The sequence below is a fragment of the Streptomyces sp. MNU89 genome (genome assembly GCF_020982505.1).
Taxonomy (GTDB): Bacteria; Actinomycetota; Actinomycetes; order Streptomycetales; family Streptomycetaceae; genus Streptomyces; species Streptomyces xinghaiensis.
This window is the reverse complement of the sequence record NZ_JAJKLL010000001.1, coordinates 5,588,332-5,601,737: the sequence shown is the minus strand read 5'-3', so window position 1 is coordinate 5,601,737 and position 13,406 is coordinate 5,588,332. Positions and strand designations below refer to the sequence as shown.

12 protein-coding genes are annotated in these 13,406 nt (G+C 73.1%); 6 read left to right on the top strand and 6 right to left on the bottom strand.

Annotation, left to right across the window (positions count from 1 at the left end; translation table 11 throughout):
- Window positions 1–148 precede the first annotated feature (148 nt).
- Window positions 149–1,510: a type I glutamate--ammonia ligase gene (gene glnA / locus E4N63_RS23920; RefSeq protein ID WP_125622841.1), complete on the bottom strand. Its 1,362-nt coding sequence runs from the start codon at window positions 1,508–1,510 to the stop codon at window positions 149–151.
- 551 nt (window positions 1,511–2,061) lie between these two features.
- The gene (panB, locus tag E4N63_RS23915; RefSeq protein ID WP_125622842.1) at window positions 2,062–2,940 is read right to left on the bottom strand and encodes a 3-methyl-2-oxobutanoate hydroxymethyltransferase; all 879 of its coding nucleotides are present in this window, start codon (window positions 2,938–2,940) and stop codon (window positions 2,062–2,064) included.
- Window positions 2,941–3,286: 346 nt separating this feature from the next.
- Here panB and E4N63_RS23910 point away from each other — a divergent pair, with 346 nt between their 5' ends.
- Window positions 3,287–4,306, top strand: a complete 1,020-nt coding sequence (locus tag E4N63_RS23910) for an endonuclease/exonuclease/phosphatase family protein (protein WP_230241662.1) — start codon at window positions 3,287–3,289, stop codon at window positions 4,304–4,306.
- A gap of 139 nt (window positions 4,307–4,445) precedes the next feature.
- Here E4N63_RS23910 and E4N63_RS23905 read toward each other — a convergent pair whose 3' ends face one another.
- Complete coding sequence (locus tag E4N63_RS23905; RefSeq protein WP_125622844.1) at window positions 4,446–6,200, bottom strand: NAD+ synthase; 1,755 nt, start codon at window positions 6,198–6,200, stop codon at window positions 4,446–4,448.
- Window positions 6,201–6,318: 118 nt separating this feature from the next.
- Between E4N63_RS23905 and E4N63_RS23900 the strand changes: the two genes are divergently transcribed.
- Window positions 6,319–7,143, top strand: a complete 825-nt coding sequence (locus tag E4N63_RS23900) for a site-2 protease family protein (protein WP_230241661.1) — start codon at window positions 6,319–6,321, stop codon at window positions 7,141–7,143.
- A 308-nt stretch (window positions 7,144–7,451) separates the two neighbouring features.
- On the opposite strand, the gene E4N63_RS23895 is transcribed toward E4N63_RS23900, so the two are convergent.
- Together E4N63_RS23895 and npdG are read right to left on the bottom strand one after the other, a co-directional pair.
- Window positions 7,452–7,643, bottom strand: coding sequence for a hypothetical protein (locus E4N63_RS23895; protein ID WP_125622846.1), 192 nt, complete (start codon window positions 7,641–7,643; stop codon window positions 7,452–7,454).
- Between the two features lie 163 nt (window positions 7,644–7,806).
- On the bottom strand, window positions 7,807–8,511 hold the full coding sequence (gene npdG / locus E4N63_RS23890; protein ID WP_230241660.1) for an NADPH-dependent F420 reductase: 705 nt from the start codon (window positions 8,509–8,511) through the stop codon (window positions 7,807–7,809).
- 225 nt (window positions 8,512–8,736) lie between these two features.
- On the opposite strand from npdG, the gene E4N63_RS23885 reads away from it, so the two are divergent.
- Window positions 8,737–9,354, top strand: a complete 618-nt coding sequence (locus E4N63_RS23885; RefSeq protein WP_230241659.1) for a hypothetical protein — start codon at window positions 8,737–8,739, stop codon at window positions 9,352–9,354.
- A 55-nt stretch (window positions 9,355–9,409) separates the two neighbouring features.
- On the opposite strand, the gene E4N63_RS23880 is transcribed toward E4N63_RS23885, so the two are convergent.
- Window positions 9,410–9,655: a hypothetical protein gene (locus tag E4N63_RS23880; RefSeq protein WP_043462077.1), complete on the bottom strand. Its 246-nt coding sequence runs from the start codon at window positions 9,653–9,655 to the stop codon at window positions 9,410–9,412.
- 101 nt (window positions 9,656–9,756) lie between these two features.
- On the opposite strand from E4N63_RS23880, the gene map reads away from it, so the two are divergent.
- The 3 genes from map to E4N63_RS23865 all read left to right on the top strand — a co-directional run bounded on the left by map (window position 9,757) and on the right by E4N63_RS23865 (window position 13,339).
- Window positions 9,757–10,614 (top strand): type I methionyl aminopeptidase, encoded by an 858-nt coding sequence (gene map / locus E4N63_RS23875; protein WP_125622849.1) that lies wholly within the window; start codon window positions 9,757–9,759, stop codon window positions 10,612–10,614.
- Window positions 10,615–10,873: 259 nt separating this feature from the next.
- Window positions 10,874–11,554 (top strand): heme oxygenase (biliverdin-producing), encoded by a 681-nt coding sequence (locus E4N63_RS23870; RefSeq protein ID WP_230241658.1) that lies wholly within the window; start codon window positions 10,874–10,876, stop codon window positions 11,552–11,554.
- Between the two features lie 318 nt (window positions 11,555–11,872).
- Entirely contained in the window at window positions 11,873–13,339 is a 1,467-nt protein-coding gene (locus E4N63_RS23865) for a sugar transferase (protein ID WP_230241657.1), read from the top strand.
- Window positions 13,340–13,406: the final 67 nt, after the last annotated feature.

Sequence of the window (13,406 nt, the reverse complement as noted above, 5' to 3'; positions counted from 1 at the left end):
GCTCACGGGGGTAACTGCCGGTCCGGGCCCGTCGCAACGGCACCGGGCCTCCGGACAACGGAAGAACGGGGAACGGCTCCGGGCCGGCGGTTCGACACCGCCGGCCCGGACCGCCGTACGCGGCGGGGCCGCGTCACACGGCCGTTGCTTACAGCACCGGCAGCATCTTCCGCAGTTCGAAGGCCGTGACCTCGCTGCGGTACTCCTCCCACTCCTGCTTCTTGTTGCGCAGGAAGAAGTCGAAGACGTGCTCGCCGAGGGTCTCCGCCACGAGTTCGCTCCGCTCCATCAGGTCGATGGCCTCGCCCAGGTTCTGCGGGAGCGGTTCGATGCCCATGGCGCGGCGCTCGGAGTCGGAGAGTGCCCAGACGTCGTCCTCGGCGCCGGCCGGGAGTTCGTGACCCTCCTCGATGCCCTTGAGGCCCGCCGCCAGCAGTACGGCGTAGGTGAGGTACGGGTTGGCGCCGGAGTCGATGGAGCGGACCTCGACGCGGGTGGAGCCGGTCTTGCCCGGCTTGTACATCGGGACCCGGATGAGCGCCGAGCGGTTGTTGTGGCCCCAGCAGATGTACGAGGGGGCCTCGCCGCCCGCGCCGGCCGTGCGCTGCGAGCCGCCCCAGATGCGCTTGTAGGAGTTGACCCACTGGTTGGTGACGGCGGAGATCTCCGCGGAGTGCTTGAGCAGGCCCGCGATGAAGGACCGGCCGACCTTGGAGAGCTGGTACTCGGCACCGGACTCGTGGAAGGCGTTGCGGTCGCCCTCGAAGAGGGAGAGGTGGGTGTGCATGCCGGAGCCCGGGTACTCCGAGAACGGCTTGGGCATGAAGGTGGCCTGGACGCCCTGTTCCAGCGCCACCTGCTTCATGATCAGCCGGAAGGTCATGATGTTGTCGGCGGTGGAGAGCGCGTCGGCGTAGCGGAGGTCGATCTCCTGCTGGCCGGGGGCGCCCTCGTGGTGGGAGAACTCCACCGAGATGCCCATGGATTCGAGCATGGTGATGGCCTGGCGGCGGAAGTCCATGCCGACGTTCTGCGGGGTGTGGTCGAAGTAGCCGGAGCTGTCGGCGGGGACGGGGCGGGTGCCGTCCACCGGCTTGTTCTTCAGCAGGTAGAACTCGATCTCGGGGTGGGTGTAGAAGGTGAAGCCCAGGTCCGAGGTCTTGGCGAGGATGCGCTTGAGGACGTAGCGCGGGTCGGCGAAGGAGGGGGAGCCGTCCGGCATCAGGATGTCGCAGAACATGCGGGCGGTGCCGGGGGCCTCGGCGCGCCAGGGCAGGATCTGGAAGGTCGACGGATCGGGCTTGGCGATCATGTCGGACTCGTACACCCGGGCGAAGCCCTCGATGGCGGAGCCGTCGAAGCCGATGCCCTCGTCGAACGCCTGCTCAAGCTCGGCGGGCGCGACGGCGACGGACTTCAGAAATCCGAGCACGTCGGTGAACCACAACCGCACGAACCGGATGTCGCGCTCCTCCAGCGTACGGAGCACGAACTCCTGCTGCTTGTCCATCTCTCTCCTTGCGTGGGGATTCCCGGCCGTGGGAGGCCGGGAGGGAACGCGTCCTCCGCCCTGGGAGCCACGAGCAGCGTAGTACGCCGCGGCCCCGCCCTCGGGCAGCGGTCGGGGCCCGGCCGCCGTACGGCTCCGCGGAGCGGGGCGGAAGGGCCGTCCCGTTGCCGGATGGAGGCGTCACACGAGCCATCCTCGCAGGTCGGATACCGTTTCACGAGTCTCCTGCGCGTCTCCTGCGCGACGGCTCGAACACCAGTATCGCAACCGGGGATTACCAGGGGGTTTCGCGGTCTCACCGCACCCCCGAACGGCCCGGTGAGGCCGGGCCCCGCGTCCGGCGGAGAGCGTCCGGCGCCTCCCCGGCCCAGGACCGTGCGGCGGGTGCCGGCCCCGGCCCCCGGCACACCGGCAGCCCGCCGATGGGGGATGTCGGCGGGCTGCCGGCCTCATGGTGGCTCGGGGGTGAGGCGGAGGGGCGCACCGGGACGGCGTCCCGGCGGGCGCTCCCGCGAGGTCCCGGAAGCCGGAGAGCTCCCGGGGGACAGGGGTCAGTGGAAGCTGTGCTCCGCCGCCGGGTACGCGCCGCCGACGACGTCCTCGGCGAACGCCCTGGCCGCGCCGCCCAGCGCCTCGCGCAGCTGCGCGTACTGCTTGACGAACCGCGGTACCCGGCCGGACGTCATGCCGGCCATGTCCGTCCACACCAGGACCTGCGCGTCGCACTCGGCGCCGGCCCCGATGCCGACGGTGGGGATGTGCAGGGAGCGGGTGACCTCGGCGGCGAGTTCGGCCGGCACCAGTTCGAGGACGACCGCGAAGGCGCCCGCGTTCTGTACCGCCTTGGCGTCGCGCAGGAGCTGCTGCGCCGCCTCCTCGCCGCGCCCCTGGACCGGGTAGCCGCCGTAGGCGTTGACGGACTGCGGGGTGAGGCCGATGTGCGCCATGACGGGGATGCCGGACTGGACCAGCAGCTCGATCTGGTCGGCCGAGCGCTCGCCGCCCTCCAGCTTCACTGCGCCCACGCCGGCCTCCTTGACCAGCCGGGTCGCACTGCGCAGCGCCTGGACGGGGCCCTCCTGGTAGGAGCCGAACGGCAGGTCGCCGACGATCAGCGCCCGCTTGGTGCCGCGGACGACGGCGGCGGAGAGCAGGGTGATCTCGTCCATGGTCACCGGCACGGTGGACTCGTAGCCGAGGTGGCAGTTGCCCATCGAGTCGCCGACGAGCATGACGGGGATGCCGGACTCGTCGAACACGGAGGCCGTCATGGCGTCGTAGGCGGTGAGCATGGGCCACTTCTCGCCGCGCTGCTTGGCGGCGGCGATGTCGCGGACGGTGATACGCCGGTTTCCAGTGCCCCCGTACAGCGTCTTCCCGCTGTCGGCCGCGGGCTGCTTCGGGGCAGGCGCAGGCGGAACGTGCGTCATGGCTTCGGCTCCTTGTCGTCTCGAGGCGCCCTGACGGCGTCCCCGGATCACCTCCCATGGTGGCACCGGCCGGGCGATCCGGAAAGTGGTGTGCCCCACACCCCCGCGCCGCCGGGCCCGAAGGCCGGGACTCCCCCGCCGGGACGCCCGCGGCGGGCAGGGCGTGGACCGGCGCCGGATGTCCTGTTTCCGTCACAGTGGCGGGGGCACCGGTACGGTCCGGAACCCCGCGCGATGCCCCGGACGTCCCCCCTGGCGGAAGGCCGCCGCGCACGGCGGGCAGGGAAAGGCGATCCCCTAGGGTGCGTACGCGGGGACCAGCGCGGCGAGGCACGAAGGGCAGCACATGGCGCAGGCGTATATGACGGAGTCGGGACCCGGCGGCCCGGACACCGGTCGGACCGGTTCCCGGGTCCGGCGTCTGGCCGCCGCGCGGTTCGGCCCGGGCACCTGGCGGCGCGGCATCCTGCTGGCGGTCTGCTCCGTGTTGATCGCGCTGCTGATGGCCTTCCACTCCCGGGTGCCCAACCGCGTCGGCAACCTGGGCAGTCTGCTGGAGACCTTCCTGCCCTGGGTGGGGCTGGCGCTGCCGGTGCTGCTCGTCCTGGGCCTGCTGCGGCGCTCGGCGACGGCGCTGGTCGCGCTGGTGCTGCCGCTGGCCGTCTGGCTCAACCTCTTCGGCCAACTCGTCACCGACAAGTCGGGCTCCGGCGGTGGGCTGACCGTGGTCACGCACAACGTCAACGCCGACAACCCCGATCCGGCGGGCACCGCACGGGACATCGCCGGATCGGGCGCCGACGTGGTCGCGCTGCAGGAGCTGAAGCAGGGGACCGTGCCGGCGTACGCAGAGGGGCTGGCCGCGGAGTACCCGCACCACAAGGTGGAGGGCACGGTCGGGCTCTGGAGCAAGTACCCGCTGTCGGACGTCCGCGGCGTCGACATCGAGATGGGCTGGACCCGGGCCATGCGCGGTACTGTCGGCACCCCGGACGGGCCGGTCGCCGTCTACGTGGCGCACCTGCCGTCGGTGCGGGTGAAGCTGAACGCCGGGTTCACCGCCGAGCAGCGGGACAACAGCGCCGAGGCCCTGGGCATCGCCATCCGGGACGAGCCGCAGGAGCGGGTGGTCCTGCTGGGCGATCTGAACGGCACGATGAACGACCGCGCGCTGTCGCCGGTCACCTCGCAGATGCGGTCCACGCAGGGTGCGGCGGGCGACGGCTTCGGGTTCAGCTGGCCCGCGTCGTTCCCGATGGCGCGGATCGACCAGGTCATGGTGCGCGGGGTGGAGCCGGTCTCCTCCTGGTCACTGCCGAGGACGGCCAGCGACCATCTGCCGGTCGCGGCGTCCGTGGACTTCTGACGCCGGCGCCGCGGAGCGCGTACGGCGGCGGACCCCGCACCCGGGCGGCGGGTGCGGGGGCCGCGGCGGCGCTCCCGGTGGGTGGTCCGCCGCGGGCCGCGCCCCGGGTGGTCCGCCCCGGGCGGCGGTCCGCCCCGGCTCAGCCCGTCTCCTCCCGCCAGCGGTTGGTGATCGGCAGCCGCCGGTCCTTGCCGAAGCCCTTGGCGGAGATCTTCGTGCCCGGCGGGTACTGGCGCCGCTTGTACTCCGCCCCGTCCACCATCCGCAGCACCCGGGTGACCAGCCCGGCGTCGAAGCCGGCCGCGACGATCTCCTCACGGCCCTTGTCCCGGTCCACGTAGAGCTCCAGGATCCGGTCGAGGAGGTCGTAGTCCGGGAGCGAGTCGGTGTCCACCTGGCCGGGGCGCAGCTCGGCGCTGGGCGGCTTGCTGATCGAGTTCTCCGGGATCGGCGGGGTCTGGCCGCGCTCCTCGGCGGCCCGGTTGCGCCAGCGCGCGAGGCGGAACACCGAGGTCTTGTAGACGTCCTTGATCGGGCCGTAGGCGCCGACGGAGTCGCCGTAGAGGGTGGAGTAGCCGCAGGCCAGCTCGGACTTGTTGCCGGGCGCCAGCACGATGTGGCCCTCCTGGTTGGAGAGCGCCATCAGCAGGGTGCCGCGCAGCCGGGCCTGGAGGTTCTCCTCGGCGAGGCCGGTGAGGCCCAGCGACTCCATATAGGCGTCGAACATGGGGCCGATCGGGACGGTGCGGTAGTTGAGCCCCGTGCGCTCCGCCAGATCGGCCGCGTCGTCCTTGGAGTGCTCGGAGGAGTAGCGGGACGGCATCGAGACGCCGTGGACGTTGGCGGCGCCGAGGGCGTCGCAGGCGATGGAGGCGACGAGCGCGGAGTCGATACCGCCGGAGAGTCCGAGGATGACGCTACTGAAGCCGTTCTTGGCGACGTAGGCGCGCAGGCCGACGACGAGGGCCGAGTAGACCTCCTCGTCGTCGTCGAGGCGGTCCGCGTAGCCGGAGGTCAGTTCGGCCTCGTAGGGCGGCAGCGGCTCCTCGCTGATGACCACGTGCTCCACCCGCAGCCCGTCCCCGGCGGTGCCCGAGGGGATCTCGCCGGCGGCGGGCAGGTCGAGGTCGACCAGCACGCAGCCCTCGGAGAACTGCGGGGCGCGGACGATCACTTCGCCGCGGGCGTCCACCACGATCGAGTCGCCGTCGAACACCAGGTCGTCCTGGCCGCCGATCATCGCCAGATAGGCGGTGGTGCAGCCGGCCTCCTGGGCGCGCTTGCGGACCAGCTCCAGCCGGGTGTCGTCCTTCTCCCGCTCGTACGGGGAGGCGTTGATGGAGAGCAGCAGGCCGGCGCCGGCCGCGCGGGCGGCGGGGACCCGGCCGCCGTCCTGCCAGAGGTCCTCGCAGATGGCGAGGGCCACGTCGATGCCGTGCACGCGGATGACGGGCAGGGTCTCGCCGGGAACGAAGTAGCGGAACTCGTCGAAGACGCCGTAGTTGGGCAGGTGGTGCTTGGCGTAGGTCAGCGCGATCCCGCCGCGGTGCAGCACGGCGGCGGCGTTGCGCGGGGCGCCGGCGGGCTGCCCGTAGCGCGGCTGCGCGTGCTCGGAGCGGTCCAGGTAGCCGACGACGACGGGCACCTCGCCCAGCCCTTCGGCCTCCAGCCGGGCCGCGAGCGAGACGAGGGCGGAGCGGCTGGCCTCCACGAACGAGCGGCGCAGCGCCAGGTCCTCGACGGGGTAGCCGGTCAGCGCCATCTCCGGGAACGCCACGAGGTGGGCGCCCTGCTCGACGGAGTGCCGGGTCCAGTTGAGGACCGACTCGGCGTTCCCGGCGAGGTCGCCGACGGTCGAGTCGATCTGATTCAGTGCGAGGCGAAGTTGGGGCACGGCCGCCAGTCTAGTCACGGTAATCGTCTCTCTGACGCGATACGGGGCGGAGAGGCGCGCTCCGCACCCCTCCCGGCCGCCGTCTACCCGGCCGGCGCCGCTCCAGTACGGTCGCCCCATGAACACCCCGGCAGTCCCGCGCCACAACCGGGTCAGTCCCGTCTTCCTCGCACTGGCCGCCGTCATGGCCGCCTCGGGCTGGGCGATGTGGGTTCAGGGGGAGCTGCCGGTGAGCGCCGGCCTCCTCGTGTTCCTCTTCGTCCTCTCGGGCTGGATCGTCTCGCTCTCCCTGCACGAGTACGCCCATGCCCGGACGGCCCTGCACAGCGGCGACATATCCGTCGGTGCCAAGGGCTATCTCACCCTCAACCCGCTGAAGTACAGCCATGCCCTGCTGAGCATCGTGCTGCCGGTCCTCTTCCTCATCGCGGGCGGGATCGGGCTGCCGGGCGGCGCGGTCTTCATCGAGCGGGGGCGCATCCCGGGGCGTCTGCGGCACAGCCTGATCTCGGCGGCCGGGCCGCTCACCAACGTGATCTTCGCGGTGATGCTGACCGCCCCGTTCTGGCTGAACGCGCTGAGCGGCGTACCGCTCGCCTTCCGCTGTGCCCTGGCCTTCCTGGCTCTCCTCCAGGTGACGGCCGCGATCCTCAACTCCCTGCCGGTACCGGGCCTGGACGGCTACGGCGTCATCGAACCCTGGCTGCCGCGGGGAGCCCGGCGGCAGCTGGACCAGGTCGCGCCGTTCGGGCTGCTGCTGGTCTTCGCCCTGCTGTGGGTGCCGGAGGTGAACCGGGTCTTCTTCGGCGGGGTGGACGCTCTGCTGGCCGCCCTCGGCGTGAGCGAGTTCGAGACGGCGCTGGGCCTGGAGTGGTTCCGCTTCTGGCAGGGCGAGCCGGACAGTGGCTGGTTCCGCTACGAGGACGTCGCGCCCCTCCTGTGACCGGCGGACGCGCTCGCCGGGTTCCGGCCGTCAGCGCTCTCCGGGGTGATCGTGACAGCGGACGATTCCCGGGAAGCACCGGGGAGCGCCGCCATGTGGTCGCGGACCGTGCTCTCCGCGTCGAGCAGCGGCCCGGACCGGCTGCCCGCCGCTCTTCGAGCGCTCCGCGGCGACCTCGTACGTCTCCGTCCGGCCACGCGATCCGTCCCTCCGGCAGGCATGCGGTCCCGCGGCCGCGTCACGGACGGCCGGGCACGGGCCGGGGCGGCATCCGGCAGTACGGAGCCGCCCTTTCCGGGTGCGGGCGGTCAGCCCGTGGGGTGCTGCGCCGCCGCGCGCTGGGCCCGGTCCTTGCGGAAGTGGAACCAGGCCATGTTGGAGGAGACGCCCGCCATCATGACCCAGAGGATGCCCAGCCAGCTCCCCTCGACGAAGGAGACCACCGCCGCGGCGGTGGCGAGCAGGCAGACGGCGAGCGAGAACAGGGCGAGGCGGGGCATGGCGGTCGGCTCCTCGGAGAGCGGGTGCGACGAACCCGGCCATTGTCCCCACGCCCCTCCGCCGCCGCCCTCCCCATCCCCTCGCGGCCGGGACCGGCCGGCGTGGACCACGGCCGGCGGGTGCACGGCCGGAGCCGCGGACGGAGCGTGGCGACGGCCGGACTCAGATGTCGGTGATCCGAAGCCCGGCGTGGGCCTTGTAACGGCGGTTCACGGAGATCAGGTTGGCCACGAGCGATTCCACCTGGTGGGCGTTGCGCAGCCGGCCGGCGAAGACGCCGCGCATCCCCGGGATGAGGGCGGCCAGGGCCTGGACGGTCTCGCAGTCGGCGCGCACCTCGCCGAGCACCATCACATCGGTGTCGATCTTCTCGACCGCCGGGTCCTGGAGGAGGACGGCCGAGAGGTGGTGGAAGGCCGCGGTGACCCGGGACTCCGGGAGCAGGGCGGCGGCCTGCTCGGCCGCGCTGCCCTCCTCGGGCCTGAGGGCGTAGGCGCCCTTCTTGTCGAAGCCGAGCGGGTTGACGCAGTCCACGACGAGCTTGCCCGCGAGGTCGTCGCGGAGGGCCGTGAGGGTCGCGGCGTGACCGTCCCACGGCACCGCGACGATCACGATGTCACTGCGACGGGCGCACTCGGCGTTGGCCGCGCCCTCGACGCCGTGGCCGAGCTCACGGGCCGCGGTCTCCGCCCGCTCGGCGGTCCGCGAGCCGATGATCACCTTCTGCCCCGCCCGGGCCAGCCGGTAGGCGAGTCCGCGGCCCTGGTCCCCGGTGCCACCGAGGACGCCGACCACCAGGCCGGATACGTCGGGGAGCTCCCGGGGGTCCTTGGCGGGGGCCTTCTGCGCTGCGTCGGTGGAGTTCATGACAGCGATACTGTCACACCCGGCCCGGCGCTTCGACACCTCCGGCGCCTCTCCCGCGCCCCGGGACAGAATGCCCCGGGAGACCGCCCCCGGGAAGACCGCCGCCCGGCACCGGGAGCCGTCCGGCCGGACCGGTCCCGCGGTCCGCGCCGTTCTCCGGTCCCGTCCGGGGGAACTTCGCCCGACCGGCGGGCACGGGGCTCCCCGGCTGGTACAGGATGCCGCATGGACGCCGTACGAGTGGCCCTGCTGCGCGACGTGCTCGCCGGGACGGCCTGGCTGGACGCCACCCGGTGGTTCGCCGGGGCGCTGCGCCGCTCCGTCGATCCGCGCGGCGGCGGGCTGCTGCTGGTGGGAAGCGCGGAGTACGAGCCCTGGCATCTGGCCGCCCACCTCGACGACGAGGCGGCCCGGGCCGGACTCCCGCAGCTCTCACCCACGCTGGTGCGGCACCGGGTACGGCCGGGGGCGCCCGCGCATCTGGCGGTCGGGCCGGCCCGGCTGGAGGCGGTGCGGCGGGGCGAGACCCTGCTGGTCGTCACCCCGGACGAGCCGGGCGAACACCTGCTGGAACGGGTGCGCGGCGCCCGCCGCGCCGGGGCGACCGTCCTGGCCCTCGACGGCGGCGGCCGGGATCTGCGGTCGCTGGCACACGAGACGCTGACCGCCCCGGGGGCGGGGCCGGCGCCGGCCGGGGTGCTCGGCCTCGACACCGTGCAGCATCTGGTGAGCGCCGCGGCCGGGGAGAGCGGGCTGCCCGGGCCGCGCGGCCGGCGCCGCTTCCGGGACCGGCTCTCCCGGCTGGCGGAGGGGCTGATGACCCCGCCGCCGGCCGGCTGGTAGGTGGTCCGGGCGCCGGTGGGCCGGACGGACCGCCCTGGCGGCGGCCGGTCCCGGCTCAGCCCCGGCCGCCGCCGGGACCGTTCTCCGTCCCGTCCCGGTCGTGCCAGCGGGGGTCGGTCTCCCATTCGGTGTTGCGCTCCGCGGCCGTCTCCATCGCGTGCTCGGCCTCGGGCCGGCTCGCGTACGGGCCCATGCGGTCCTTGGCCGGGCACTCGGGCCCCTCCTCGACCTTCCCGTGCTTGAGGCAGTAGTACCACTCGCCCGCCTTGCCGGCCGGACGGTTCCTGCTGAACAGCGCCATCGAAGGGCTCCTCTCCTCGCGGCCGCTCCCGGCCGCCGCGGGCGGCCTTCCGACCGCTCTGCCGCTCATGTTGCCCGAGCGGCCGCGGATACACTCGCCGCATGTCTGGCCAGTCGCTGCTTGTCCCCGGGACGCTGTCCCCCCGCCGTTCCGTACCCGCCTCCATTCCGCGCCCCGAGTACGTGGGCAGGGACGCCCCCACCCCGTACACGGGGTCCGAGGTGCAGGACGCCGAAACGATCGAGCGCATGCGGATCGCCGGGCGCATCGCCGCCCGCGCGATGGAAGAGGCCGCGCAGCACATCGCGCCCGGCGTCACCACCGACGAACTGGACCGCGTGGCGCACGAGTACATGTGCGACCACGGCGCCTACCCCTCGACTCTCGGCTACCGGGGCTACCCCAAGTCGCTCTGCGCGTCCGTCAACGAGGTCATCTGCCACGGCATCCCCGACTCGACCGTGCTCCGAGACGGGGACATCGTCAATCTGGACGTCACCGCCTACATCGGCGGCGTGCACGGCGACAACAACGCCACCTACCTCTGCGGGGACGTGGACGAGGAGTCCCGGCTGCTGGTGGAGCGGACCCGGGAGGCGCTGAACCGGGCGGTCAAGGCGGTCCGGCCCGGCCGGCAGATCAACGTCGTCGGGCGGGTCATCGAGTCGTACGCCAAGCGCTTCGGCTATGGCGTGGTCCGGGACTTCACCGGGCACGGCATCAACAGCTCCTTCCACTCCGGCCTGATCGTCCCGCACTACGACAGCCCGCACGCGACCACGGTGATCAAGCCGGGGATGACCTTCACCATCGAGCCGATGCTGACGCTGGGCACCCACGAGTACGACATGTGGGAGGACGGCTGGACCGTGGTCACCAAGGACCGGAAGCGGACGGCCCAGTTCGAGCACACCCTCGTGGTGACCGAGTCCGGCGCGGAGATCCTGACGCTGCCCTGATCCGCCGACCGCCGCCCGCCGCCCGCCGCCCGCCCGGAGCGTGCCGGACGGGCGGCAGGTCGGCCGGAAGTGGCCGCGGGCCGACGGGCGGACTTCCCGACAGCCTGTCGGAAACCTGTAGACTCGCGCTGAGGGCCGGCGTGAGCGGGCCCGGAGCAGACCCGAGCAGACGCCAGCCGGCGCCCGCGCCTCCGCCGCACCCCGCGCGGAGAGCGTGGCGGCGCACCGACCCGCCCGCACCGGTCCCCGGAGGCCCGCCATGGACGCCCCCAGCAGCACGCCGTTCTCGACCCTGATCCGCACGGCATCGCACGCGCAGCACACCGAGGCCGAGAACTCCGCCTTCATCGGTGACATGCTCGCCGGCCGGCTGGGCGTGGAGGCGTACGCGCTCTACACGGAGCAGTTGTGGTTCGTCTACCGCGCCCTGGAGGAGCAGGCGGACGCCCTCGCCGGCGACCCGGTTGCAGGACCGTTTCTCCGCACGGAGCTGCGGCGGGTCCCCGAGCTCGAACGTGATCTCGACCACCTCGCGGGCCCCGGCCGCCGCGCCGCCGCGGTACCACTGCCCGCCACCGCCGCCTACGCCGCGCGGATCACCGAGGTCGCGCGGGAGTGGCCCGCGGGCTATGTGGCCCATCACTACACCCGCTACCTCGGCGACCTCAGCGGCGGCCAGATCATCCGCTCCACCGCGGAGAAGACCTGGGGCTTCGCGCGCAAGGGCGACGGCGTGCGGTTCTACGTCTTCGAGGGGATCGGCAACCCGGCCGCCTTCAAGCGGGAGTACCGCGAGCTGCTGGACGCCCTGCCGGTGGACGACGCCGAGAAGGAGCGCGTCGTGGACGAGTGCCGGCGCGCCTTCGCCCTGAACACGGCGCTCTTCCGGGAGCTCGGCGACCACTTCGCGCGGCGCGTGGAGGACCCGCTCAGCGCGTGAGCCCCCGCTCCGGCCCCCGCGCCGGGCACCGTATCGGCACGCCACCCGCCCCGGCGCCGTCCGCCGCGCCGCCGGCGGGCACGCGCTTCCGAAATCCGCGCCCCTATACCATCTCCGGCCCTGTGACGGCAGCGCAGGGTGGGTCTTCACGCCAAGAAGTGAATTCCGGGGATATCCCCGAGCAAAGTTCTTCAAACAGCAGCGGACGTACAGACGTTTGCCATACGGTCAGACGTACGTAGGCGCGTGGCCTTTGGGGAAGGGTACGCGCGCCGTCACGGTCGCGCTGTGCCAGGGGGGTTCATGCGGCATATCGGTATGTCCAAGGCCAGATCGGTGACGGCCTCCGGCGTCCGCGGAGGGAGGTCACCACACCGCCGGCGCAGTGGCAAGGCGCGGTGGTACTTACCCGCGGCGCTGGCCACCGACATCCTGGGGGTCGCGCTTCCCGTGGCCTTCGTCTTCGCCGGTACGGGGCAACCGCATCCCGTACCGGCGGCCCTCGTCGGGGCGGCTCTGTGGACCCTGGTCCGCGCTGCCCGCCACCGCTACGGCTCCGACGCCCTCGGCGAATCGCGCGGCGTCATCCCGGCGCTCCACGACTGGCTGACGCTGCTGGGCCTGCTGGCGGTGGTCCGGATCGCGGCCGGCGAGACGTCCGATCCCGTGACGGCCCTGTCGGCCCTCTCCTTCGCCCCGCTGCTGACGGCTGTCTGCGGCAAGGTCACCCACCGGCATCTGACGCGGCAGCGCCGTTCCGCGCAGTCGGTGCACCGGGTGCTGGTGATCGGCGAACCCGCCGCCGCCGACGAGGTGGTGGAGCGGCTCGCCTCCCGTACCGACCACGCCTATGTGGTGACCGGGGTGGTTCCGGTCGGCAGCGCCCAGCTGACCTCCGGGGTGCCCGCCCCGGCCCGGATCGGCTCCGCGCCGCCCGCGCGGAGCGAGCAGGACTGGGTCCCGGTGCTGGGTGCCGCCGAGCAGCTGGCCGCGGATCTGGTGCTGGTCGTGCCCGGCCCGCGGATCAGCGGTGAGCGGCTGCGCCGGCTGTCCTGGGCGCTGCACGACTCGGGGCTGCCGCTGGCCCTGGCGCCGGGGCTGACGGACGTGGCGCCGCGGCGCCTGCGGACCAGCACGGTCGCCGGGCTGCCGCTGCTGCACGTCGCCCCGCCGCACCGCCAGGGCCCGCAGACGGCGCTCAAGGCGGCGCTGGACCGGACGGGCGCGGCGCTCGGCCTGCTGCTGCTCGCACCGGTGTACGGGCTGCTGGCGCTGGTGATACGGCTGGACTCCCCGGGTCCGGTGCTGCACCGGCAGACCCGGACCGGTCTGGACTCCAAGCCGTTCACCATGTGGAAGTTCCGCACCATGGTGGTCGACGCCGAGCAGCGGCGGGCGGAGCTGGCCGCCGCCAATGAGCAGGACGGCCCGCTGTTCAAGATGCGCCGCGACCCCCGGGTGACCCGGGTGGGCCGGTGGCTGCGGCGCAGTTCGCTGGACGAGCTGCCGCAGCTGGTCAACGTCCTGCGCGGCGAGATGTCGCTGGTCGGACCGCGCCCGCCGCTGCCCGACGAGGTGGCGCAGTACGACGAGGTGGCGATGCGGCGGCTGGCGGTCAAGCCGGGGCTCACCGGGCTCTGGCAGATCAGCGGCCGGTCCGACCTCTCCTGGGACGAGAGCGTGGCGCTGGATCTGCGCTATGCCGACAACTGGTGCCTCCGCGGGGATCTGGACCTGCTGGCCCGTACGTTCCGCGCCGTCGTCGACGGACGCGGAGCGTACTGAGCGGAGTGGTGCCGAGGTGCGAGCAGTGAGCGGCCCGCCGGGCCGGGGCCGCCGGGGAGACCGGGGA

Coding starts and splice junctions, on each gene's coding strand:
- glnA (WP_125622841.1), bottom strand. CDS start 1,510: ATGGACAAGCAGCAGGAGTTCGTGCTCCGTACGCTGGAGGAGCGCGAC.
- panB (WP_125622842.1), bottom strand. CDS start 2,940: ATGACGCACGTTCCGCCTGCGCCTGCCCCGAAGCAGCCCGCGGCCGAC.
- E4N63_RS23910 (WP_230241662.1), top strand. CDS start 3,287: ATGGCGCAGGCGTATATGACGGAGTCGGGACCCGGCGGCCCGGACACC.
- E4N63_RS23900 (WP_230241661.1), top strand. CDS start 6,319: ATGAACACCCCGGCAGTCCCGCGCCACAACCGGGTCAGTCCCGTCTTC.
- E4N63_RS23895 (WP_125622846.1), bottom strand. CDS start 7,643: ATGCCCCGCCTCGCCCTGTTCTCGCTCGCCGTCTGCCTGCTCGCCACC.
- npdG (WP_230241660.1), bottom strand. CDS start 8,511: ATGAACTCCACCGACGCAGCGCAGAAGGCCCCCGCCAAGGACCCCCGG.
- E4N63_RS23885 (WP_230241659.1), top strand. CDS start 8,737: ATGGACGCCGTACGAGTGGCCCTGCTGCGCGACGTGCTCGCCGGGACG.
- E4N63_RS23880 (WP_043462077.1), bottom strand. CDS start 9,655: ATGGCGCTGTTCAGCAGGAACCGTCCGGCCGGCAAGGCGGGCGAGTGG.
- map (WP_125622849.1), top strand. CDS start 9,757: ATGTCTGGCCAGTCGCTGCTTGTCCCCGGGACGCTGTCCCCCCGCCGT.
- E4N63_RS23870 (WP_230241658.1), top strand. CDS start 10,874: ATGGACGCCCCCAGCAGCACGCCGTTCTCGACCCTGATCCGCACGGCA.
- E4N63_RS23865 (WP_230241657.1), top strand. CDS start 11,873: ATGTCCAAGGCCAGATCGGTGACGGCCTCCGGCGTCCGCGGAGGGAGG.